The organism is Herpetosiphon gulosus (assembly GCF_039545135.1).
Lineage (GTDB): Bacteria > Chloroflexota > Chloroflexia > Chloroflexales > Herpetosiphonaceae > Herpetosiphon > Herpetosiphon gulosus.
On the sequence record NZ_BAABRU010000036.1, the window covers coordinates 1 to 22,133 of the forward strand.

The 22,133-nt window shown below is 52.6% G+C and carries 20 protein-coding genes; 4 read left to right on the forward strand and 16 right to left on the reverse strand.

What is annotated here, in order from left to right:
* Positions 1-125: 125 nt before the first annotated feature.
* From ABEB26_RS24725 to ABEB26_RS24800, 16 genes are all read right to left on the reverse strand, one after another.
* Positions 126-1,028, reverse strand: a complete 903-nt coding sequence (locus ABEB26_RS24725) for a hypothetical protein (protein WP_345724763.1) — start codon at positions 1,026-1,028, stop codon at positions 126-128.
* Complete coding sequence (locus ABEB26_RS24730; protein WP_345724764.1) at positions 1,025-1,441, reverse strand: hypothetical protein; 417 nt, start codon at positions 1,439-1,441, stop codon at positions 1,025-1,027. The genes ABEB26_RS24725 and ABEB26_RS24730 overlap by 4 nt, the downstream gene beginning before the upstream one ends.
* An 86-nt stretch (positions 1,442-1,527) precedes the next feature.
* Positions 1,528-1,890: a hypothetical protein gene (locus tag ABEB26_RS24735; protein WP_345724765.1), complete on the reverse strand. Its 363-nt coding sequence runs from the start codon at positions 1,888-1,890 to the stop codon at positions 1,528-1,530.
* Between the two features lie 99 nt (positions 1,891-1,989).
* Positions 1,990-2,352 carry a hypothetical protein gene (locus ABEB26_RS24740; RefSeq protein WP_345724766.1) on the reverse strand — a complete coding sequence of 121 codons (363 nt, stop codon included), beginning with the start codon at positions 2,350-2,352 and terminating at the stop codon, positions 1,990-1,992.
* Positions 2,353-2,374: 22 nt separating this feature from the next.
* On the reverse strand, positions 2,375-2,563 hold the full coding sequence (locus ABEB26_RS24745; protein WP_345724767.1) for a hypothetical protein: 189 nt from the start codon (positions 2,561-2,563) through the stop codon (positions 2,375-2,377).
* 22 nt (positions 2,564-2,585) lie between these two features.
* Positions 2,586-4,181 (reverse strand): hypothetical protein, encoded by a 1,596-nt coding sequence (locus ABEB26_RS24750; protein ID WP_345724768.1) that lies wholly within the window; start codon positions 4,179-4,181, stop codon positions 2,586-2,588.
* A gap of 7 nt (positions 4,182-4,188) precedes the next feature.
* Positions 4,189-6,078 (reverse strand): pre-peptidase C-terminal domain-containing protein, encoded by a 1,890-nt coding sequence (locus ABEB26_RS24755; RefSeq protein WP_345724769.1) that lies wholly within the window; start codon positions 6,076-6,078, stop codon positions 4,189-4,191.
* A gap of 36 nt (positions 6,079-6,114) precedes the next feature.
* A complete protein-coding gene (locus tag ABEB26_RS24760) occupies positions 6,115-8,310 on the reverse strand; it encodes a hypothetical protein (RefSeq protein WP_345724770.1) in 2,196 nt (731 codons plus the stop codon).
* Positions 8,291-8,971, reverse strand: a complete 681-nt coding sequence (locus ABEB26_RS24765; protein WP_345724771.1) for a carboxypeptidase-like regulatory domain-containing protein — start codon at positions 8,969-8,971, stop codon at positions 8,291-8,293. The genes ABEB26_RS24760 and ABEB26_RS24765 overlap by 20 nt, the downstream gene beginning before the upstream one ends.
* Positions 8,968-9,345: a hypothetical protein gene (locus tag ABEB26_RS24770; RefSeq protein ID WP_345724772.1), complete on the reverse strand. Its 378-nt coding sequence runs from the start codon at positions 9,343-9,345 to the stop codon at positions 8,968-8,970. The genes ABEB26_RS24765 and ABEB26_RS24770 overlap by 4 nt, the downstream gene beginning before the upstream one ends.
* 18 nt (positions 9,346-9,363) lie before the next feature.
* Positions 9,364-10,623 (reverse strand): M23 family metallopeptidase, encoded by a 1,260-nt coding sequence (locus tag ABEB26_RS24775; protein ID WP_345724773.1) that lies wholly within the window; start codon positions 10,621-10,623, stop codon positions 9,364-9,366.
* Between the two features lie 12 nt (positions 10,624-10,635).
* On the reverse strand, positions 10,636-12,234 hold the full coding sequence (locus ABEB26_RS24780) for a hypothetical protein (RefSeq protein ID WP_345724774.1): 1,599 nt from the start codon (positions 12,232-12,234) through the stop codon (positions 10,636-10,638).
* Positions 12,231-12,587 (reverse strand): single-stranded DNA-binding protein, encoded by a 357-nt coding sequence (locus tag ABEB26_RS24785; protein WP_345724775.1) that lies wholly within the window; start codon positions 12,585-12,587, stop codon positions 12,231-12,233. Before ABEB26_RS24785 ends, ABEB26_RS24780 begins: the two co-directional genes overlap by 4 nt.
* Before the next feature lie 147 nt (positions 12,588-12,734).
* Positions 12,735-12,914 carry a hypothetical protein gene (locus ABEB26_RS24790; RefSeq protein WP_345724776.1) on the reverse strand — a complete coding sequence of 60 codons (180 nt, stop codon included), beginning with the start codon at positions 12,912-12,914 and terminating at the stop codon, positions 12,735-12,737.
* A gap of 277 nt (positions 12,915-13,191) precedes the next feature.
* Complete coding sequence (locus ABEB26_RS24795) at positions 13,192-16,179, reverse strand: NACHT domain-containing protein (protein WP_345724777.1); 2,988 nt, start codon at positions 16,177-16,179, stop codon at positions 13,192-13,194.
* Positions 16,180-16,629: 450 nt separating this feature from the next.
* Entirely contained in the window at positions 16,630-18,267 is a 1,638-nt protein-coding gene (locus ABEB26_RS24800) for a hypothetical protein (protein ID WP_345724778.1), read from the reverse strand.
* Between the two features lie 808 nt (positions 18,268-19,075).
* Between ABEB26_RS24800 and ABEB26_RS24805 the strand changes: the two genes are divergently transcribed.
* The 4 genes from ABEB26_RS24805 to ABEB26_RS24820 are packed head-to-tail and all read left to right on the forward strand — an operon-like array spanning position 19,076 to position 22,132.
* A complete protein-coding gene (locus ABEB26_RS24805; RefSeq protein ID WP_345724779.1) occupies positions 19,076-19,525 on the forward strand; it encodes a helix-turn-helix domain-containing protein in 450 nt (149 codons plus the stop codon).
* Positions 19,526-19,996 carry a hypothetical protein gene (locus tag ABEB26_RS24810; protein WP_345724780.1) on the forward strand — a complete coding sequence of 157 codons (471 nt, stop codon included), beginning with the start codon at positions 19,526-19,528 and terminating at the stop codon, positions 19,994-19,996. It begins immediately after the preceding gene.
* Position 19,997: 1 nt separating this feature from the next.
* On the forward strand, positions 19,998-21,356 hold the full coding sequence (locus tag ABEB26_RS24815; RefSeq protein ID WP_345724781.1) for a cytochrome P450: 1,359 nt from the start codon (positions 19,998-20,000) through the stop codon (positions 21,354-21,356).
* Positions 21,357-21,367: 11 nt separating this feature from the next.
* Complete coding sequence (locus ABEB26_RS24820; RefSeq protein WP_345724782.1) at positions 21,368-22,132, forward strand: hypothetical protein; 765 nt, start codon at positions 21,368-21,370, stop codon at positions 22,130-22,132.
* The last annotated feature ends 1 nt before the right edge of the window (position 22,133 follow it).

Below are 22,133 nucleotides of genomic sequence, written 5' to 3' on the forward strand. Positions count from 1 at the left end.
GGGTTGGTCGGCGGTCGTTGGTGCGGGTTTGTGTTTTGCTCGTGGCATGGTATCCCCTTACAAGCCTATTCTGGAAATGCTCGTCTTTGGGTTGGGAACCAAATACACACGCTATTGTACAGTCTCTAACTGACATCGCGATATGCCCTTTCTGCACGGGCATCCTTCACGGCATTGCGAGCGGTCAATGCGCCTTCTAAGACATTAAAGGCGTCGGTCGTCGCCCGTTGGGCCTTGGCACGCGGCAAGGTGGTGACATCGAGCGCCACCGCCACTTCTTCCTCGCCGCCTAAAAGCTCGTGCATACTCCCAAGATCCCAGTCACCCCGCACATCAAAGGCGTGAATCACGCGCAAGTACGGACGGCCCTCGTCGAGCGGGGTCAAGTAGGTCGCCATTTCGCGGTATTTCCCCTGAAACAACGGCGGCAACGGCGCGATCTGGACATCGGGCAACAAGAACGTGCCCTTGATCACACTGCGCACGGCCTCGGCATCGGTGTATTCCGAGGGCCAGGCCACAAAGTAATGCTGAATGCCTAACGGATTGCCTTCACGCTCCATCACCTCGTAGGCGCGGCGGTAGTTTTTCAGCCACCGCCACGGCCAGAGCGCACGGCGGCAGCCATCGGCCACAACCGCCAATGTGGTGCCATCGGTTGCACCGTCGGCCAATGCACGCAATGCTTGCTGCACCACTGGCGCATCCTGTAAGGCCGCCGTTGCCCGCTCATAGGTTGCGAGCCGTTTCTGGACGAGGCTGGTTAATGCCGCGCCGTCACCCTCACCATCCTCCACCGCCACCAGCATGGGCATGAGATCGCGCAGGTCGTCGAGTGGGCTGGTTTGCTGGCGCAAGCGCTGGCGAATCGGCGCAAACGAAAAGCGCCGCGTACACGAGATCAGCCGCGCATCGTAGGTGATGCCTGCCCAAAAGTTGGCAAAGCGCTGCTCCAGCTGCGGCAATTCCTCACGGTATTGGCGAACCGAAAAGGGGTCAATGGTTAAACACAGCGGTTGCTGATTCATGGGGTATCTCCTTCCGACCGTCCGTGGGCCACGGCTTCGGCGGCCATGCGGCGCGGCGCAACCACCAACTGTCCGGCCTGGCGCACCCCCACCGCGTGTTCCCGTTCTTCCACGACGCGATACCAGTCGCCTGCGTCAATCGTGCGCGGCTTGATCGCGCTGCGCAGATAAAAGAGCAGGGCCAACCATAGCCGCCGTCCCCACATCAAGCCGCGTCGATTGAGCGAGAGGCCCAAGCCCAACGCCACCCCCAGCACACTCAGCAGCATCACGATGCCACCCGTGCCCATGAGTTGTCCAACCCGACTGCCGATGAACCCTCCAAGGATTGCTGCCCCGACATTTTTATATGAAAAAATCCAGAACGCTTGTTCTTCTCCACGACCTAAAAACTGTTCTAATTCGCGAGCCATTGCGACCTCCGTTCACCAACAGAGCACCGCGCGGGCGGTGCTCTGCATTGCTACCAAGCCTGTATTACAAAAAGGGGGTGAGCGATTTAGCCGCCGAACGCGAACCCAACCAGGTCAGGAATCACGCCCAAGCCGATGGCCGCAAACAGCACTTTGCGCATCATCCCCTTATTTTCGCGCGTCCAGTCTGGGAGTACCGGTTCGGCGACGTAGCTGATAAACACCAGCACCAAGGCCAACACCGCCAATGGGCGACCAACGGTGGTCAATTGCTCGGTGATCTCCTCAATCTTGGTTTCGAGTTGCCCCACTTGGTTGTGGGTGGGTTCCGCAGCAACAACCGCAACACTCCCGCCCATTGGCGCGGCATAACTGGCGGCAACAGGTCCGGCAAACACGGCCAACCCGAACACGATGATCGATACCAAACCATAGGCAAACGATTTCATGAGATGTCCTCCAAAAAAACAACACGGCGGGAATCAATCCGACAGGCGGGGCGTTGCACCCCGCGCGATCTGGTGTATCACGAAAAGGGTATGGGCGATTTAGCTGCCGAAGGCAAAGCCCACCAGGTCAGGAATCACACCCAACCCGATAGCCGCGAACAAGACCTTGCGCATCATCCCCTTATTGTCGCGCGTCCAATCTGGAAGCACGGGTTCGGCCACATAACTAATAAAGACCAGCACCAACGCCAACACCGCGAGTGGTCGCCCAACGGTCGTCAGCTGCTCGGTGATGTCCTCAATCTTGGCTTCCAATTGCCCGACTTGGTTCAAGGTTGGCTCGTCGGCAACAACGGCGGCACTGCCGCCCATCGGTGCGGCATAGCTCGCGGCCACGGGGCCAGCGAACACAGCCAACCCGAACACGATGATCGACAACAAACCATAGGCGAACGGTTTCATGGGGTTTCCTCCACAAGAATGATTAATCCTGTCCAACGCGACCTGTGGGGCGATAGCTCCACACGACCAACCCGACCGCCACCAGCGCCAGTCCTCGGCTGAGCATGGTGGCATCCAACCCGACCAAGCCGATGAGTCCAACACAAAACCCACTGACCACCCCGATTCCCCACCACCACCCGTGCATTCGGCTCCGTTGTCGTCGTTGCATTGCGTTCCTCCTATCGATCGATCTAGGGCAGCGTGATGCGCCAACGCTGCTGCCCGATTTGGATTTCCAGTTGGGCAATATCCGGCACGCTTGTCACCAGCCGCAGATGCGTCGGCGTGCCTGGCTGAAGCACCATCGGCAAGCTGTCGCTCGTGCCATCGAGCGGGACGGTGCGCCCGCCATGCCAGATGCTCACCGCGTTCATGTCCACGGTCACGGGGTCGCTGCCCGTGGCCGTCAACACCGCCGTAATCGTGAAGCGGTGGCCATTGCCTAAGGGTTCAAGCCGCACGCTCGCGGGGTCAAGCGTGGTGGTATAAGGGCGGCGGTCGGCTCCGGCAGGCGCGGGCAGAATCGTCAGCGCCACCGCCACCGTTTCCCCCGTTAAGGCGGTTGCTCGCCACAGCGCCTGACCGCCGCCCTCACTCACCAGGTAGCGATAGGTCACGCGCCGCGATGCGTGGGCATCAATGGCATCGTGTCCGACCATGACCCGCTCGGCTAAGACCCCATCGAGTACCAGCTGATCGGCCATCGCTTGGCTCGTCCACACCTGGCCCGTGAGGTTTTCCACCTGTACCGTGATTGCGACCTCAGCAAATCCGACGGGGGTCGTGGTCGTTGGCGGCAGCGTTTGAATGGTTTGCACGGTCAATCGCGCCATATCCGGCAAGGTTGCGGCCTGTCCCCGTTGCAGCACCGCGCTGGTGTGGCTGGCAGGCTGGTAGGCCGCTTCGACCACCGTGCGCTCGTTTTGGCCATCCCCACACAGAATCAGCGTCATGCCTGCGCGGCGCTGATCCAAGACTTCCACTTCCTGCCGCCCGACCTGACGCACCCGCACCACCGTGTACTCCCGCACGGCTCCACTGGCGGGGCGCATCGTGATCACGCTGCCGCGATTGAGGCCGTCAATCGTGGGTTTGGCCGTGGGTGGCAGACAATAAACGTGATTAATGTAGGAACCATTCAGCCAGGCTGCGACCCCTTCCGGTACATCCGGCTCCCACACGCCGCCAAGCTCGCTGGCACTGGCCAACACCCGATACACATCGGGGCTGACTCCATCATCACGAGCAAGTTCGAGCGAGGCGGGGTAGGCCACCGTCACGTCGCTGCCGCCGCTAAAGTCGGTTAAGGCGGTTGGTGTCACGAGCGCGAGGGTCGTCGTGATTGGGGTGGTTGTGGTGTCGAGCGCCTGCCCCTGATCCTCAGCATCGCCGTCGCCGCTTGGCCAGAAGAACCAGAGCAGCGGGAGCAACAGCACCGCCGCAATCGCCGCCCAGCGTTGGGGAGTCATCGCACCCGCGTCCCCGCTGCGGCTCCCGCCCTTACTTGGCTGGGCCAAACGAGGATCGCTTTCCGGTGGAATGAGGGCATATTCGCCTTCGCTCGTCGGCACCATGCCCATGCCCGTGGGGCTGTCGCGGCCTTCGGCCTCGCGGATTAAGGCATCAACAAGTTCTTCTTCAATCTGGTCGGGATCGACCTCCATGCCGCCGCGCCGACTGGCCGCTTGCATTGCGGCATAGAGCCGTTCTTGGTAAAAGGACTGAAACGTGGCCCGTTCATCGGCGGGAATCTCCGCCAACAGGGCTTCAATCTGATGCTCACTCATACAATCCTCACGGTAACAGCGCGGGTAGGGGGGTCACGGTTGAGACCATGATCGGCTTGACCTGCGGCATGCGGGCGGATACGCGTTGGGTCGCATCAAACGAGGGCATGCTGACAATCAGCATGGCCGTATCGCGCACCCGCACGCTCATCGCCGCTCGCCCACTGGGGTCGGTCACGGCCTGCGCCAAAATCGTCCCGCTTTGTTCGTCGGTCACGTAGACCGTCACCCCTGCCACCCCTTCGTCGATGTCACAACTCTTGTTGGCATGCACCCCGTCGTAACAGACCACCACGCTTAAGGGAACCAAGATGGTGGGCTGCGCGGTGGGTTGGGCCGCCTGCGCGATCGGGATTTCTTCAATCTGAATCCCTGCCAAGGGCGTATCGCGCTCGCTCAGTGTCGGTTGCGGCGCGGCAGGCTGGGGCTGCGGATTACTGCCGCCCATGCCATCACCACCATTGGTCGGTGCGATGCCGCCTGCCGTGCCACCCGTGCCCATGGGGATCGTCGTCGCCGTTGGGGTCGCCGTGGTCGGCAACCAGCGATCCACCCTGAGGGTGTAGGTGCGCTCGTGCAGCGGTGGGGCTAAGCGTCCAACTTGGCCAATTAAGAGATAGGCATCAAGAACTCCGGCGCTTTCGGGCACACAAAACAGCACCGTACTGCCTGCCTCGTCGGGGGCTGCGTCGTCGTTGCCTGCCCATGGCGCGGCCATGTCGCGTTCGGGGCCATACACGATTAAGTTCGTGTCAACCCCTGCTGCAACCGTGGTGCTGGCCGAATAACACAAACCACCCTTCACGCTGATCGTGAAGAAATCCGGCACGGTGCAGCTGGCCAAATCCAAATAGGCGTAATCAGGACAGCCAAAGGTCAAGCCCTCCACGGTGTCGCCAATCGGAATCAGCGCCGCCGTCTCCCACCCATAGTTGCCGTGATAGCTATCCCACGGGGCCGCTGCGGGCGCGGCTTCGGTTGTTGGGATTGGCGCGGCGGTCGGGGCCGCAACCAACGCCACCTCCAAGCGGTAGGTTTTGAAGGCTGGATGGGTCGGGGCCACGTTGCGCACTTCCAGCAGATAGGTTCCGGCTGCGGCTCGCACGGCAATCGACGAACGCGGGTCAGTTGGCCCAACATCGTCATTGCTGGCGATTTCAGTTCCGTCGCTGGTCAGCAATCGCAGCTGCGTATCCAAGCCCACCGTTAAATAGGTATTCACCGTTAAGGTCAACCCCGCTTGGCTTGGCTTCACCTGCACTGCGAAATAGTCCACATCCCCCAACGGCCAAAACGAGAGCTTATCGAGGGTACTGGGCACGCCCAACGGCGTGGCGCGGCCTGTCTCGTTATTGGGTTCGGCGCTATCCGGCAACGGCTCAGCGCTCGGCAACATCGGCGTGGGGGTCAGCCATGGCGTGGCGGTTGGCCCTATGGTTTCGGTGGCCACGGGTGGTTGGCTGGTTGCCGTGGTCGTCGCAGTCGCCGTCGCTGCCGGAATCCCCACGGCGGTAATCTGCGCCGTTGCGCTGGCATTGGGCGCGGTGACATGGGCCGTCGCCACCGTTCCGGCAGGGGTCGCGAGGTCAAACGCCACCGCAAAAACCCCGATCCATGGACTATCGCTCGTGCGGCACTGCCACTGGGTTCCGTCACGGCGGCAATCGCTGGCCGAGGCCGTCACCGTCAACGTGGGGTCAAGATCCAGCGTGATCGTCGTTGCCAGCGGCACATCGGCGGTGATCGTCAAGGTCACGGCCTCGGTGTGGCCCGATTCGGACACATTGAATTGCACTGTCAGCGGCGTAGCTGCGCGGGCGGTCGTCGTAAGCAGCACCAACCACACAATCAGCAGCATGCTCATCGTGGGCCAGCGCCGCACAAGGGTGCGGGTCATGACTATTCCTTTCTCAATCAGGGGGTGTCGGGTTGATTACTGTCCGGCGCGGGATCGGCGCGGGGTGCGCCCATAGCCGCGTGGGTGTGGGGCTTCCGTTGGTGCTGCCAACGCCGCAGGGGGCGGCGCAGCAATCCGTTCGGGCGTGGGCGTAATCACGGGATCGCGTTCAATGGGCCGCTGGCGATGCTCGGCGCTATAGCCTGCGTAGGCGCTCGACTGCTGCTGAAGTGCAGCGGCGGCCTCGGCATCGCTGACCTGAATCGCGCCTGGCACGCGCTGCATCTGCTGCTCCATCGTCTGCATCCGGCGGGTTGCGGCGGCTTCACTCATGCCACTGGCAATGAGGTCTTGTTGGGCCTCGGCGCGGGTGTCCGGTCGGAATTGCCCTTCCTGTCCGGCTTCGACCATCAGACGTTGGGCCAGATCTGGCGCAAATGGCGTTTGGTGCAAACTCTCCAACACGGTTTGTACGGCGGCGGTTTGGTGGCCAAAGGCTCCGGGGGCCAATCCCATCGCACTGGTCACGCTGTCCACACTGGCAGGACTGGTTGGATCGGCGGCATAGGCCGTCGCATAGGCGTTGGTCATGGCCTCGGTAATCTGCGGGCGGCCTATCGCCTTGATTGGCGCTTCATAGGCTTCGCGGGCCATCCGTTTTTGGCGCTCGGCCTGGCGCTCGGCATCCTGCTGGGCCTGTCGTTGCGCCGCCTGGTCGCGGGCGATGGTCTGTTGCGCGTGGCGTTGCGCCGCCTGGTCGTTGGCCATGGCCTGCTGGGCCTGCCGCTCCATCGCCAGCTGGCGATCCTGCTGGCGTTCGCCACGTTGCTGTTCACGGTCGGCGTGCATGCCGAGTTGATGCCGTGCCATCGGGCTATGCATCCCGTAGCGCCGTTCCCGCGCGTTCTGGCCAATCGCCGCTCCCGCCGTAAACTCGCTGTTGCCGTAGCCCATCAGCGTGGCCAGGTTGCTAATCGCGGCCAGCGGTCGGTTGCTTTGGGCCGCGTAACCCAAGGCCGCGCTACTGCTCGCACCCGACTGGCGGGCCGTGGCATAGGCGGCGGCGGCTTTCGGGGCAGCCAGCGCACTACCCAACACCGCACTTGCGCCACCCGTGGCCAACGCCGCTGCGGGGGCCAATGCACGGCCCACTGAACTGATGCCGCCACCGCTGCCCATACCCGTGATTGCGCCAATGACGGCTTTATAGGCCACCGTCACATAGACAATCTCTAAGGCAAGGCCAAGAATGCCCACGCCCAAGACCGCAATCGAGCCGCTTTGGTTGGCGGCACTCACCACAGCGGCGAGCGTCAAGCCCTGCACCGCGCTAATCCCCCAACTTTGCAGCATCAAATCGGCCATCTTTTTAATGATGCCCACCACCATGCCCTCAAACGGCGTAAACCACATAAACAGCGTGGCGATGATGAGGGCAATCAGCTGGAAGCCTAACGCAAGCGTAAACGCCACATTGATGAGGGTTTCGAGGAATGCGAAGGCCACCAGAATCAATCCATACACGGTGCGGGTAATCCCGCCGCCTGCCCGTTCAATCAATTGCCAGCGCACCGCACTGTCCTGATTGCCAAATTGGCCAATATCGTAGGGAAAATACTGCTGTTCAAACGCCGTCGGTAACAGGCGGCTACTCTCCATCACATCCGCCCGCGTGGCCCATAAGTAAGAAGCCGCGATGTCCACGCCGCGTAAGCCGGAACGTCCATCATTGCGCGGCCCATAGGCCGGAATCTGGCCGTTGCCGTCCACCAAAATGCCGCGCTCGGTTCCTTGGGCCGCGTCACTGGGTGCGATATTGAAGGAGGAGCCGCTGAAAATCTCGTTATAAAACAAACTGCCTAAGTCACTGCGGGCCGCGTCAATATCTTGGAATCCTCCCGCCAGCATCGGTAACAAGAGCGGCACAATGACGGCCAACCCAAGCACCTTCTTGATATTCACCCACTGAAAGCGAATCACGGGGGTGGCAATGATTAAGAGCATGCCGACCGTGAGGGACAATTCCACCACGGGGCGGCTAATCCCCAAAATCTCGGTGCTGACCGTATCCAGCGCCTTGGTAAAGCCTTGGCTCACCAGCTGCGCCCGAAAACGGTCTAAGACATCGATGATAAATAACCCAGCGCGGCTCACGCCCCAGGTCACTTGCGCCACAATTTGCTCTAATTGATAGAGGGGTTGTTGAACAAGATTATCCATCCAATCCGGCATCGTTGGCCTCCTTTGTTGGGATTGGGGGGCGGGGCCGCCGTAATCGCCACCAGCCCAAAAACGCGATGAGCGCCATGCCCCACAGGATGAGACCAAGGCCGATCAAGCAGCCTGCATCCCAGCGTGCGCGGATCGGCTGGCCGCTCGCATCCACCCGCCCTTCGACGACATCACGCAGCAAAAACGGCGTAGGGGTCGGAACCCCGATCATCGCGAGCAGCGGATCATAGGGTTGCGGTGGGGCATCATCGCTGGCAGCCATGTCAAAGAGCGGGACCAGGGCGGGTTCGCCATTCAGGGGCGTGAGTACAAAGCGCTCGGTGCGGGCCGTCTCGGCAAACCGCACGCCAAAGCCATTGCTGACTCCACCGCCGTCATCGAGCAGCCCCATGTTTTGCTGCTCCGCTGCCTGAATCCCTTCACCCTGAAACTGCACGATGTACAGGCCCCATGCCAGCTGCGGCAGCATGATTCGTCCGGTGGCATCGGTCGTCACGGTCGCGACCAGCACCCGCCCTGCGTCGTCCGTATCGTGAAACACGGTCACGGTTAACTGGGGGAGGGGCTGTCCTGCTGGGTCGCGGATAAGCAGGGTCAAGTCGCCGCGCCCTGCGACCACGGGCGTAAGCGTTGCAAAGAACACCAACAGGAACAGCTTCATGCACCCACCTCCCGCAGTGCGAGCGGCGGAATCCGTACCCGTGGACTGGCCACCCCGTAGCGATCCAGCCAGCGCACCACCGTGGCAATGTCGCCTTTCCACGGCAACACCGTCACCAGCAACGTGCGCTGATCGAGCGTGAGCCGAATCCCCAAGACCGTGCGGCCATCGCTCAGCGACAAGGGAATGATGCCCGTCCCGTCGCGCTCCATGGCTCGCAAGCCCGACCGACAGTGCATCAAGAGCGTCCGGTAGGCTTCCGCTGCCATCGGCTGTCCGGTGATTTGGGTCGTCATATGGGCCAAGGTCAAGGCCACGACATCGGGTGTGCCGCTGGCGTAGCCTGCCACGACCGCCTGAACCAAGGTGTGCATGGGGTTGTCCTCCTTGGATTATTTCGCAATAACGTCTAAAGGATTTCTGTCGAGGCCATTCAACCGCACCCGAAAGTGCAGGTGCGAGCCAGTGGAACAGCCTGTTGACCCCATCGAGGCAAGCTGCTGGCCTGCCCGCACGGTTTGGCCTGCGCTGACTGACCACGCCGAAACGTGCCCGTACCAATAACTGTAGCCTTGCGCATCCTGTGTTTTGACATAATTTCCGAAGCCACCATGCGGTGGCTTTGACCCGCTGATCCCCGAACAATCAATCGTCGAGGTGTCGCGTCCGGCAAACAGCACCGTCATATCGCGGGTTGCATACAGCGGCGTGCCTTCCGGCTTGGCGAAGTCGATGCCGTCATGCCACCACGGGGTCGCGCCACCACACGGGCCGCGCGTGCCTGTGAAGTAGGAATGGCAGGCGTAGCCACGGGTAATCGGCGTGTCTAAGGGAACAGGCCACCGCCCTGATCCGGTACTCGGTGCGCCTGCGGTCGGAATCGTGCCGCCCTCACTGGCTCCGCCGCCAATGCCGACCGTGCAGTTGGGGTCACTGCGTAACAGCACCCAGACTTGGCCACTGCCTGCCCCATCATCGCGGCTGGTATCGGCATTCGTGAGCGTAATCCCCCACGCCTGCGCGTCGCCTGCGGGCGCTTCAAACACCAGCGTGCGGCTACTCGTCCCAATGGGATAGCCGCCGATCAAGGTATCGCCGGATTCTTCTAAGGGCGGGTCGTTGGCGGGGCTGATGCCCAACTGCTGCGCGGCTTCCTCGCTCGGATACCACGTCGCCTGGATCATGCGTCCGTCCGTGCCCTTCACCGCCCGCAGCTGCGAAAAGTCGAGATATAGCGGCCATGGGACGTGCGTCGGATTTTCTAAGGCCAGTGTCACCAGATGGTAGGCATTGCCATTACTGGCAGGCTGCGTCCGGTAACTGGTCACGCGCAGCGTGTAGCTATTGATTTGAATCCGCTGGTTGACATAGTAATCACTGCCGGTTCGCACATACGGGGTCGCCGTTGGCAGCGGGGTTGTGTAGATTGCCTCAGCCGTTGGCTCGGAACCTGGAATGTAGGTGGCTTCGGGGGGCGGTTCCGGCGTGGGCAAGACCCCCACTTGGATGGTTGGCAGCGGTGAGGGGGTGGGGCATTGCCAGTTTGCTACAATGGTTGGCGGGCTATCCTCGTCGCCGTAGGTCGGCGCACATGCCAACAAAACAATCAGGCTTGCCACAAGGATGCTTGATCCAATGGCTCGCTCGTTCATAGGGTTCTCCTGTTAGTTCTCGGCGCGGGTTAAGAGGGTCGCGGGCAGAAACCCGCCTACGTACACCTCAAGATTCTCATCGCGCTCCACTTCCATCCACGTCACCATGGCCATGCCGTGTCCGGCAAACGCCAGGCGGGGATTGCGGGCAGCGCTGCGGCGGGTTGCGCCAAATACGCCCAAGGCGGGTTCGGTCACGGTCGTCGTCATCACGGGCAACCATGCCCCGCCCGTAGCAGGCCGATAGCTGTAGACAATGGTTGAGGCGCTGCCATCGAGCAGACTCCACACCGCCATGAGATTGTCGGTCGCAGGTTCGTAGAGTACTTCCGGATGAAAGCCGCGCTGGCCGTTGTTCTCGCTGGGACTGGGGTTGTCCTCCAAGGCAGGCGTTGGCGCGGCGGGATCGGGGGTTGGCTCCGCTCCCTGCGCGGCGTGGGTGGCCAGCATCTCCGGTGCGTCCCATGTCACGCCACCATTGCGTGAGCAGGCCACAAAGAGGCCACTTTTGCTGTATTGGCCCCAACTGACACACACCTGGGCCTGACCTGCCTGATCGACAAAGGCCATGAGATCAATCCACGCCACGACCTGCGGCTGGATGGGTAAGCCACCAAGGTTCAACGGTCGCGCCACCCATGGGCCATTGCGCCCATCCTGCGTCACGATCCGTAGCCCATCGCCCACCCCGATGGCAACGACCGTGCGGATTGTCCCGTTTGGCAGCTGCACCGTGGCGATGTCGCCATACAACTGCTTGGGGTCAGCAATCAGCCAGTCCTGCCATATCCATGGCCCGCTGCCGTCGCTGGCCCGCTGCGCATGCACCGCGTGGAAACAATCAAAGCAGGCATCAGCACTCACATAGAACACATGCAGCTGGCCCGCTGCGTCAATGGTCAACTGAAACATCCGCCCGCCCTGACTGCCGCTTGGTAACGGCACGGGATCGGGCGTTGTCCACGTTCGGCCTGTATCGCTGCTGCTCGTGATCACCACTTGGCCGTTTTGCGCAAAGACCACATGGATGCGGCCTTGGGCATCAATCCCAATCGCGGGTGCGCCTGCGCCTTTCGTCACCGCTGCCGTATTCACCCCCATTCCCTGCCGCCATGTTTTGGTCTGTGGGTCTTGCACCTTGACCAGCACCGTCGCTTCCTGCGGAAACTCGTTTAGCCAGTTTGACCAAACGACTGCCGCCCAGCCCTCGGTCGGGTGGACAGCGACGGCGGGGTCTTGATCATAGCCTGGCATATTCGACAGATTCAGCGGCGGCATGCCTTTGCCCCCTGGCGGGGCGGCGGTGGGCCGTGTCCAGGGCGTAGGCGATGGCGTAGGACTGGGGGTCAACGTGGGCGTGTTCGGGGCGGGGGTACAGACAGGCATGGTCGGGGCGGCAGTGGGACTGGCGGTCAGGGTGGGCAATGGCGTTCCGGTGCCGCTCGGCGGCGGCGAGAGCATCACGGGTTCGGTCGAGGTCGGCGGCGGCGGCTCAAACCCATAGGGCCAACAGCCAAACACCATCGCGGTTCCGGCAAGCTGGCTTGGCGCGAGGCGGCTACAGCCTGCGAGGACCACCAGCAGGCCAACCCCAAGCCAACGGCGGCTCATCGCTCGGCTCCGCGTGGCTCGTGCGTGACCGCCACGTCATCCGCCACCAGTTCGTGGCCTTCGCGTTGCTGGCCGCTCTCTTGATCCTGCCATTGGCGCACTTGCCAACGGCCTTTGATCACCACCTTGCAGCCTTTGCTCACGCGCTGCGCCACGCGGTCGGCCACATTCCCCCAACAACTCACGGCCAGAAAGTTCGTCTCCTCACGCCCTTCCCGCCCTTCGTTGCCCGGTATCCAGCGGTGATTGGCAATCCGAAAGGTCGTGAGTGAGCTATTGCCTGCCGTTACCTTGGATTCGAGATCGCTCACCACCCGCCCCTCGATCACCACCAGATTGACATCGCTTGCCATGAGAAACACCTCCATACAAAAAAAAGCCAACACGAAGCCCATGCTGCTCAGTGAGCAGCATGGAACAGAATTCAGTATGCAAAAAGACACAATGAAAAAGGCTCCTGCAAAACGCAGGCAGCATGGGGATTTAGGAATCAGCTAGGCTTATTTGGAACGCTGGCGTTCTCCCAGCCACGACCACCAGCTGACCAAACCAATAATCAGCATGGCGGTAAGACTCAACAACAAATTGGTTGCAGGGTCGTCGCGACCGGACAGCAGCACAAGCGCCACCATGACGGCTAAAACCGTGTAGACCCCGCGAATGAGCGAACGAAGGCACAAACACTAAATCAATTAGGTGGGTAACATATACCGAGCACTCTCGTTGACAGAGCATTTTATCCTTATTGCAATGGTATAAACACATCTCAATGAGGATAAAAATGAATCATTGGGTACTACTACTGCTATGCACAATGCTCTGTATGTGTTACCAAGGCAATGGCTTAGTGTGAAGGCGCATCATTACAATCCTTCTATCCGTTTCATATTGAACGAGTTCACAGCAAGGTGTTACTAGACCAACTCAAATCCTATCAATATTATTTTAGATAGGTCATTACAAGGATTCAAAAGCTATTGATAGGAAAGTAAATTCACCTTTTATCCATCCAACGAGAGCCTCTTTTTTATCAGGTGCTATTTGAAGAGACTCTATATAAGAGAGATCTTGATTTTTGTTTTCCAAGAACCTACTGAGTAAACATGTTACCATAGGTAGTAATTTATCAGGTATAAATTTCTTTGATAATACTGTCATATCTATATCTTTTTTATGTTTTTCTAAGTCAATAGCAAACATTATACCTAGTATAAACATAAATTCATCATCAATTTCAAAATCTTCGCTTATGTTTATAACATTTACACCTCTTTTTTTTGGATACACAAAATTCCCTACTAACCCAAAATATGCTTCAGGATTTTCATAAATTACAATATTTTGATATCTATTTTTATATATATAATCCACAATATCGGAAATCAATTTCCTGTGATTTACAATAATTTCTTTATCATCTTTATCTATCATCAAACAAGAATCTATTAAACACATAAGATTAGCATATGATCTCCTTTGAACGAAAGATGTAGAAGAGTCAAAAATAGGCTTAATCCCATGTTTAGATATCATAATACTTATATCATTCTTTTTGTAAAGAAAGTAAATACTTAAATAAGGATGAATCCCACATGCTTCTTCATAAATCTCAATATAATCATCAATAATATTATTTGAATCCCATATATATCCTTGAATATCTTCTTTTGCAATATGACCCTTCATATCTTCTATAAAAATCATTATATCAAAAGCTAAAGCTTTTGATATAATATCTCCTTCAAATATATCTTTCTTAATTATTGAGTTTAATATATCAAGTACAGACTTCCTTATCTCTAAAGGGTATTGAAAAAATAATCTTAATGCATCATCAAATGACGCGTTATTAAATCTATACAATTTCTTGTCATTCAATATATTTATTGCATTTTTATATAAACTATCATATATATAACTCACGCATGAATTAATTACATCATAAGATGGTATAATAAATTTCAAACAGGTTGCAATAAATACAGATATATTTTCATCCTGTTTATATTTCTTTCCTATCTTCATTGTATTTATTAACAATTCATCACCTAGATCCTCTCCATTACCAGACATAATATGATATGCAAGTTGACATACGACATCCCATTCTTTCTTGGCTATTCTTGGCATTAATATCTTTACTAAACGAGGTGGAGTGGGATTCATTCTTGTTAAAAACATTGCAGTAAAATATTCAAGGAAAGTTCTATGCGTAAATTGATATAAGCGTTCACCTAGATTGGTTGTTCCTGTATCTGTAAATACCCAGGCTCGACCTTTACAAAACTCAATGAATTTCCGGGCTATAGTTTCAGCTTCATCTTTATCATTAATCTTCTTAGGATATAAGTATCCCGTAGCTTTATTAATTAGATAATCTTCAACAACTCCTTTCTGGAATTTAGGCTCGGAGTATATCCAATGAGCTAAGAACATCATAGTAGGCTTTAAATGTGCTTCCATCGGAAGAAATACTTGAATTCCTCTACCTTTATCCCATCTTTCAAATAACATTTCGGTACATTTTTTATAGACATCAGGTCTATTTCTAGGTATATAATTCTCACCTCGATAAATATTACACATTAAAGCAAGCATTAACGGATTAGATCTAACATCATCTAGCCCTTCACTTTCTAATAAGAATGAATTAATTTTTCTCTCCTGTTCGTCTTTATTGAGTTCAGTATATATTTGAAACCATTTATTGACATAATCTTCGACTTGAGTCTGCGCAAAGGCAGATAAATGGTAGACATCAAATACTTTTTCATCTAAAGGAGCTTGATCATATCCTACTTCTCTAGAAGTAACGATAATAGGAGTAGAAGGATATCTAGCAGAAAATGTCTCGATATCATTACTAATTTCTTGTCTATAGCTTGTATCAACAAGTTCATCTAATCCATCAAATAGTACTAAAAGACGCCCATTAGATAATAGATATTCAAAAGCTCCATCTGGAGCTTGTATCTGATAATTCACACTCGATATATATTTTATATACTCAATTATAGAAAAATTACTTACTTTTTTCTCTTCCCCATAATCTCTTAAAATAATACGTACAGGGGTTAATAATCTATTAGAGATCATTTTGTCACTATATTTCTCTGTTAAGTCAAAGCACAGCTTTTGTGTGAAAGTAGATTTCCCAGCTCCTGGATTACCTAAAATTACTGTCCTATGAATGTTTGCATTTAACTCATCCATCGTAATATCATCATTATGTGTTGTCTGAAAATTTGGAATGACATATATCTCATCTATCAAGAATTTTCTTGATATGTCAATGAATGGTGGTCTAATATATTTCTCTCTAACCGAAACCATTTTCCGTAAGTCTTCCTCAAATAAGTTTATAATTTTCACATCACTTTTTTTATATAATCTAATATCTTCGATTTTTCTTTGAATTTCCTTTAATTCTCTTAGAATTATATTATGTCTTATAGATGATTTTGCATCAATGGCAGAAATTATACCACTTTCTATTGCAATATTTAGATTTAATTCTATATTATTTAGTAGGAGGCTGAATAAATATCCTCCATTATCATTCTGATCAGATCCATCACTTCCCACATATATCATGAATAATGAAATAAACTCATCCCTCAAATCAACAATATCTTTGTTATCATTAAAAAGGCTAGATGAATATATTTTTCTGATAACAAGATCAACTTCTGGGCTTTCAAGAAACAAGCAAACCAACTCTAAGTTATCCCTGTCAGTCCAATCAAAGTCGTTTTTGAAATCCTCTAAAGAACGATCCATTATGTTTGGAAGGCGTTTATCCACTATATCTTTCAATATTTGCTTCTGTTTAGCACTAAGGCTATCTTTCAATCGAAGACTATAAAATGCCAATACTGAAGTCAAACCGTTACCAGCCACGCCTAGCAAAATATTTTGAAGGGTTTCAGGGCTATAAAAGTCCATGACTTAACCTCGCTACCTATGCATTATCAAAAACTGTTTAGATTATAGAAGATAAACCCATCAATTACATTAATCCATGACTACATAAGCTCGATTCATTCCAATATCGGTCTGTACGTTGCCGCATCAAACTTATGTTTAATGATACCGTTAATGTAAGCGCTAGACATCGTCGGTAGCTGATAGCGTGTATTGGCCTTTGCCCAGCGATGAATCAAGGATGCAAGCCGCGTCAGCACCCGCAGAAACTGCGGTGGATCAGGTTGGCAGATTAAGCAACGGATATGATTATTTTACGGCTTAGTGTGAAGGTGGACTGGCCAGTCACCAGACTTCCCTCTTGTAGCGTCGTCGCGACCGGACAGCAGCGCGAAGTCAACCATCACGGCCAACACCGTATAGACCCCACGAATGACCGAGCGAAGGCGCATAGGCAGCCTCTCTGCTCGGTTATCGCCGCAACAACGCGGCCATCACCAAGCGTGTAATCTGCGCCTCGTAATCGGCCAACATGCGCTGTCGCCCACTATCATAGGCCACGACCTGCCGTCCCTGCAAGCGTGAGCGCCCAAGCAGATGCTGAAGCGCAGGTGAGAGGGTTTGCCAAGTGGCTGGCGCGATCCAAGCAGGGCAAGCGGTTGCTGTGTCCACCCGCTGATCGCCACCACCTGGCGGTGGTGGGGTGGATGGGGTTTCATCGGCTGTTGCAACAGGTTCCACCGTCACCGGATCGCGTTCCTCGGCAAAGATGCCACTGGCCTTGGCCGTCGCCAGCATGGCTTCGGGATCAGCCGTCGTGGCAATTGGCGGTGCGCCCCGCTTGTGGAGCGCGACCTGCCAGCCATGATCCCGCGCATCCCGCACCATCGAGACCGTCCACCCCGCCAAATCATAGACCGCAGGCCGTGCTTGCCCATCCGCGATACAGGCGTTGATCAGGTCAAGCGGCAAATCAGCCAATTCGGCGCAGGTTTGGGGCCGCACGTTCAACTCGCGTAGGCGCTTGGCGCTTGGCGTTTCTGGAGTTGACATAATGTTGCGGCGGCGGCGCTGTTGATTGGAGCGTTGGTTAGTTGTATCCCCATCGTCGATTCCGTTCATTAATCGCGCTCCATTTTCTAAAAAAGAGAACTCTCCACCACAGAATCGTTTTGCTTGCAAAATCTTTGTCGTGTCTGTGGGGGTAGGGGGATCTCCAATGCCTAAATTGCTTAATATGCCTGTGACCACCGTGCTTTCTTTCACAACCGCCGTTTTAGCTGATTGGAATGCACTATTTCCCTCCTGGTTCAGCGCGTGTTGGCTAGCCAACTGCCTAGCCAACTGCCTAGCCAACTTCGCTGGCACAAAAAAAAGATGATTGCTCACCATGGGGGGCATGATCGGGCGTGGACGGGGTTCATTGAGCAAGCCAAGCCGCTGCGCTCCACGGTCGCTTAACTCCATTTTGGCCAAGCTTTCCTCGGTCGTCGGAACCGCCAAGGCTTCCGCGTCATAGCACAAATCAAGTTGTTCAAGGGCTGGTGTAGCACTGATCGCATGCGGCGTATGTTGCATCACCAAGTACGTCCCCACATCGGCCAAGGTCAGATGGGCACGCACGCCAAAGCGTTCAATCACCGCAGGCACCCGCTCATGGGGAATGATCCGCCCCATATAGTCGTCGAGCAGCTTGCGATCCAGCCGCACGGTGCGCACCCGCCGCCGATTGAGCTGCGTGCCCGTTTTCGACCAGGCGCGGGTATTGGTGCTTTTGCCCCATGCCGGGCAATACTGGGTTTTACGGCCACGTTGGCGCACGACCTGCACCCAGCCACCACCAACCAAGCGATCGATGGCGGCGCGAATCGAGCCACGGCAGAGAGTTGGATCGTAGCGCTGAATATCCTGATCGCTCATCGCGACCATAGCGGTCGTGCTGGCGAGCCAGCGCCGCGCAATCAGCGCAAAAAGGCCAATGGCCGTGGGCGAGTCATACAGGGTTTCGAGCAGGAAGGATGGAATCCAGAGATAGTCGGTATCGGGGGCCGCGAACCAATGCGGCGTGCGCATGGCCGTAGCCCCACCAGCAGGATGGGTCGATGGCATATGGGTATACGATCCTTTGCCACAACCGCGCTTGACACAGCATGCAAGACTGTGTATACTCGGTGGTAGCAAAATAGCTCCCAAAGCTGGGAGTACAGATACAAGAGGAACGCGAAAAGCTTGGCCGCAGATGCGCGTTCTTTCTTTTTTAGCTAGTTTTTCGTATCCCTGCTAGCATCAGAGAGACACAACGGTGTCACGGTGGTATCTTTAAGTCTGGGTCGAATGACCCTCCTTGAATAGCGATAAAACTGGTACACACTATACCACACGAGTGTACTACAGTGAACAGCGATCATGCAAGCAAAATCCCCCGTGGAATAGCCACTACCCCCTTTTACTATTCCCTATTGCTTGGTTTCCCAGATAGTGTCCCCATTTTCTGTATGGTCTACCGGGTATTAACATAGAAATCATACAGAAAAATAGGTATAGTATCTCCCAAACTTTAAACTGCACCCAACTAGAAATAATCATCATTGATTGTCCTATAAACCAAACTGACTTCATCATGACACTGCATGCTATGAGCTAGGATTGAAGAGTTTGGAGTAATCGGGTACAATTAAGGCATCAATTGTTAAGGAGCTTTCCTAGCGATTGAACTAGGGAGTCGCCAAGCGTTGACAGACGGTAGGGCGGCTCCTGATTCGTTTAAGATCAGATTCCTGACCTTAAACACGCCAATGGATTTTGCACAAAGAAACTACTTATGGGTTCCTAATCATGTAGATTGTAGTGCTGTGATAGTGCTAGAAGAACATGTTACTATGTGCTAAATCGATAAGCGTAGCACAGAGATTTGAGTGTGAAGAATGAAGAATCTCTCTATTGCTGTGCCAATTATAAGGATGAAATTGCTAATTGTCAAAATTTTATCGTGAGGCAATTTATGACGGCAACTGTTGCGGAACTCATTGATCATCTATTTAGAACTCACAAGCGCCCTGATGGCAAAGAATACTCGCTTACTGAAGTATGTGAGGCGCTTAATGGTGATGTGGCCCCTAGCCATCTTTCGCGTCTAAGAAGTGGTAAAATAACCAACCCTGGACGAGAAACTTTGCTTGGGCTATGTCGATTTTTTCGCGTTTCTCCAACGTTTTTCTTTCCAGAAATTGCGAACATGCAATTTGATAATGATACTCCCTATAAAAAGGAGGTTGTTATTGTATTCCGAGGAGACAAATTAGATGAGGCATCCCAGGCCAAGGTAGATGAGTTAGTTGAGGCATTACAGCGTTCACAGGGTGATTAGGTGAATCCAAGAGTTGAGACAACTATTGAAGTACTCAAACTAACATTCAATGACCACATAACATTCCAAAAAATATGTCAGTTTGTAGAAGTTATTCGCAATAAGCCTCTCATAATAGAGGCCGATGCGATGCCATTAGGGTTGACTGGATACTGTATACCCTTATCCGATGTTGACCTAATATGCTATCGAGAACGTTCTAGGGATATGGATCTTTTATCTCAATTACATGAAATAGGGCATATATTGTTGGGACACATAGACTCTCCATCCAATATGCCTGCTTATAACAATTTTATTAGGGAAAAAGAGAGGATTGCCCATTCGCCTAGCGTTATTAAGTATCGCGGTATGCAATTTGATGATCCTGAAGAACATGATGCAGAGGCTCTAGCAACCTTGCTGCTGGGTTTGATTCTGCATACCGAATCAGAGCTATCCCCTGTTGCCAGAGAATTGTACGGAGATTAAATTGCTAGACTATACAGCTATTCCTGGCCCATCTCCATATCCAATATTGGGCTGGCGTGGTAACAATATCCGATTCATAATGGATCGCGTTGGATATATTTCCATGCTTCACCAGCGATATGGTGTAATAACAACATTTGCAACTCAAAACCCTGAGAATTGGTTTTTTGCTTTTGGGCCAGAATACAATCAATTACTCCTTTCAAATACTGAACTTTATAATCATATCCAGCCGATCAACCTGCCAGGCAATACGGCGGCAGCTCGTCTATCTACAGGCTTGCTTTCACTCAATGGACAAGAACATGCTGCTCACCGTTCTCTATTAATGCCATTCTTTCAACGAAAGTATATTGATTCCTATATACCTGAAATTGTTGAAATCACCAACAAACACTTAGCTAGATTGGCAATTGGTAAGACGGTTGATTTGGAAAGTTTTTTTAAGCAACTCGTTTTTCATATTGCGTGTAAAACGCTTTTTGGCATAGATTTTAATGAGATTGGCGAATCGCTTAGACTATGGCTATCACGGTTGACATCTACATCTATAGCCTTGCTACCTCATATTAATTTCCCATTTAGTCCATTTAGAAGATTTGAACACTTATCGAGAGGTATAGAAAAAAGTATCTTGGATATAATTGCGGAGAAGCAGAATCTACAATCAGACTCGCCAGATATAGTCAACTTGTTGATTAAGAGTGGTCTATCGAATTATGAAATCATAGGCGAACTTATGACACTATTATTGGCCAGCCATGAAACAACCTCTGCGGCTCTCTCATGGATATTTTTTTTATTATCACAGTCGCCAGATATAACCAATAAATTAACTGATGAAATTAGTGGATCAAAATTAGAGAACTTGAATCAATTAAATCTACTAGATAATATAGTAAAAGAGTCGCTAAGGCTTTTTCCTCCAGTTCCCTATCAACATCGTCGTGCTACAGATTCGTACCAACTAGGGCCTTATATGATGCCGAAAAATTCTATAGTATCATATAGCCCATACATTACTCATCGATTGCCAAACCTCTATGAACATCCTACTCACTTCCTTCCCAGTAGATGGAATACAATCAAACCAACAACCTACGAATTTTTACCATTCGGCGCAGGGCCACGGATGTGTATTGGGGCATCGCTTGCCATCATGCAAATCAAAATCATCATCTATCTAGCCTTACAGCAATTCAGTATGGTATTACAACCCAATGTGAGAATGGATAGAAGAACGAATATTGTACTTACACAGCGTTATGGATTGCCAATGAGTATTGTGGCACCATATAAGACCGTAAAACAGTTATCACGGATAGGCAATATTTGGGATATGGTTTATTTCCCTGAGTAGGAGATTACATAATGGATTTTATGTTGTTTATTAGAATCATTACATTTCCTTTTATATTTATCTTACTATTGATTTGGACACCAAAAATTAAACAAAATAGAAATGGCATATCAGTAGTTCATAAATTATTTTTTGGCGCTGTTTGTTTCCTCATAGGGGCTATCAGTGCATTTCCTGATCCTGTTATACCCTGGCTTCATCTTATCGGGATAGCAGCAATGCACTATGCAATTCTATCTTTACATATGGCGGCTGATCATTTAATAAATAATAAAAGATATATTCCTATTCTTAAAAATAAGGTGTTTATTATTACAACAGTACTAACTATAGCAACTCTTGTAGTAGATTATATTCGACGTGATAATCTACAACCTTTCATTGATTTTGATGTAAAAAATCGAATTCCAATATATTACCTAGGAGAAATACTGCATTTTTTAACTTTATTTTATCTTGGGGTAATTACTATAAGAATGTATGTACTAAATTTCCTGAACGCAGAAGTAAAAAACTTTTCGATTCGAGTGATTGCAGGGTTTTTAACATTCCTAGTAGGTGCAGTATCATCAGGGCTGGTTATGGCAGGTTTAATTGTTTCAATTTTATATGGTGATGAGAACAGAACGTTGTTTACGACATTTTATCACTATAGCAAAATTATTATTCTTATATTAATTATTATTGGATTTGCAATGCCTCAATCGCTTGTAAGACTAATAGCTCATCCTTTGGAGCAACGGCAGGCTGAAAAAAAAAACGGGATGAACTACTAAT

What these genes read in the sequence shown, in the direction of transcription:
- ABEB26_RS24725 (WP_345724763.1), bottom strand. Translation starts at nt 1,028, where the DNA reads ATGAATCAGCAACCGCTGTGTTTAACCATTGACCCCTTTTCGGTTCGC.
- ABEB26_RS24730 (WP_345724764.1), bottom strand. Translation starts at nt 1,441, where the DNA reads ATGGCTCGCGAATTAGAACAGTTTTTAGGTCGTGGAGAAGAACAAGCG.
- ABEB26_RS24735 (WP_345724765.1), bottom strand. Translation starts at nt 1,890, where the DNA reads ATGAAATCGTTTGCCTATGGTTTGGTATCGATCATCGTGTTCGGGTTG.
- ABEB26_RS24740 (WP_345724766.1), bottom strand. Translation starts at nt 2,352, where the DNA reads ATGAAACCGTTCGCCTATGGTTTGTTGTCGATCATCGTGTTCGGGTTG.
- ABEB26_RS24745 (WP_345724767.1), bottom strand. Translation starts at nt 2,563, where the DNA reads ATGCAACGACGACAACGGAGCCGAATGCACGGGTGGTGGTGGGGAATC.
- ABEB26_RS24750 (WP_345724768.1), bottom strand. Translation starts at nt 4,181, where the DNA reads ATGAGTGAGCATCAGATTGAAGCCCTGTTGGCGGAGATTCCCGCCGAT.
- ABEB26_RS24755 (WP_345724769.1), bottom strand. Translation starts at nt 6,078, where the DNA reads ATGACCCGCACCCTTGTGCGGCGCTGGCCCACGATGAGCATGCTGCTG.
- ABEB26_RS24760 (WP_345724770.1), bottom strand. Translation starts at nt 8,310, where the DNA reads ATGCCGGATTGGATGGATAATCTTGTTCAACAACCCCTCTATCAATTA.
- ABEB26_RS24765 (WP_345724771.1), bottom strand. Translation starts at nt 8,971, where the DNA reads ATGAAGCTGTTCCTGTTGGTGTTCTTTGCAACGCTTACGCCCGTGGTC.
- ABEB26_RS24770 (WP_345724772.1), bottom strand. Translation starts at nt 9,345, where the DNA reads ATGCACACCTTGGTTCAGGCGGTCGTGGCAGGCTACGCCAGCGGCACA.
- ABEB26_RS24775 (WP_345724773.1), bottom strand. Translation starts at nt 10,623, where the DNA reads ATGAACGAGCGAGCCATTGGATCAAGCATCCTTGTGGCAAGCCTGATT.
- ABEB26_RS24780 (WP_345724774.1), bottom strand. Translation starts at nt 12,234, where the DNA reads ATGAGCCGCCGTTGGCTTGGGGTTGGCCTGCTGGTGGTCCTCGCAGGC.
- ABEB26_RS24785 (WP_345724775.1), bottom strand. Translation starts at nt 12,587, where the DNA reads ATGGCAAGCGATGTCAATCTGGTGGTGATCGAGGGGCGGGTGGTGAGC.
- ABEB26_RS24795 (WP_345724777.1), bottom strand. Translation starts at nt 16,179, where the DNA reads ATGGACTTTTATAGCCCTGAAACCCTTCAAAATATTTTGCTAGGCGTG.
- ABEB26_RS24800 (WP_345724778.1), bottom strand. Translation starts at nt 18,267, where the DNA reads ATGCCATCGACCCATCCTGCTGGTGGGGCTACGGCCATGCGCACGCCG.
- ABEB26_RS24820 (WP_345724782.1), top strand. Translation starts at nt 21,368, where the DNA reads ATGGATTTTATGTTGTTTATTAGAATCATTACATTTCCTTTTATATTT.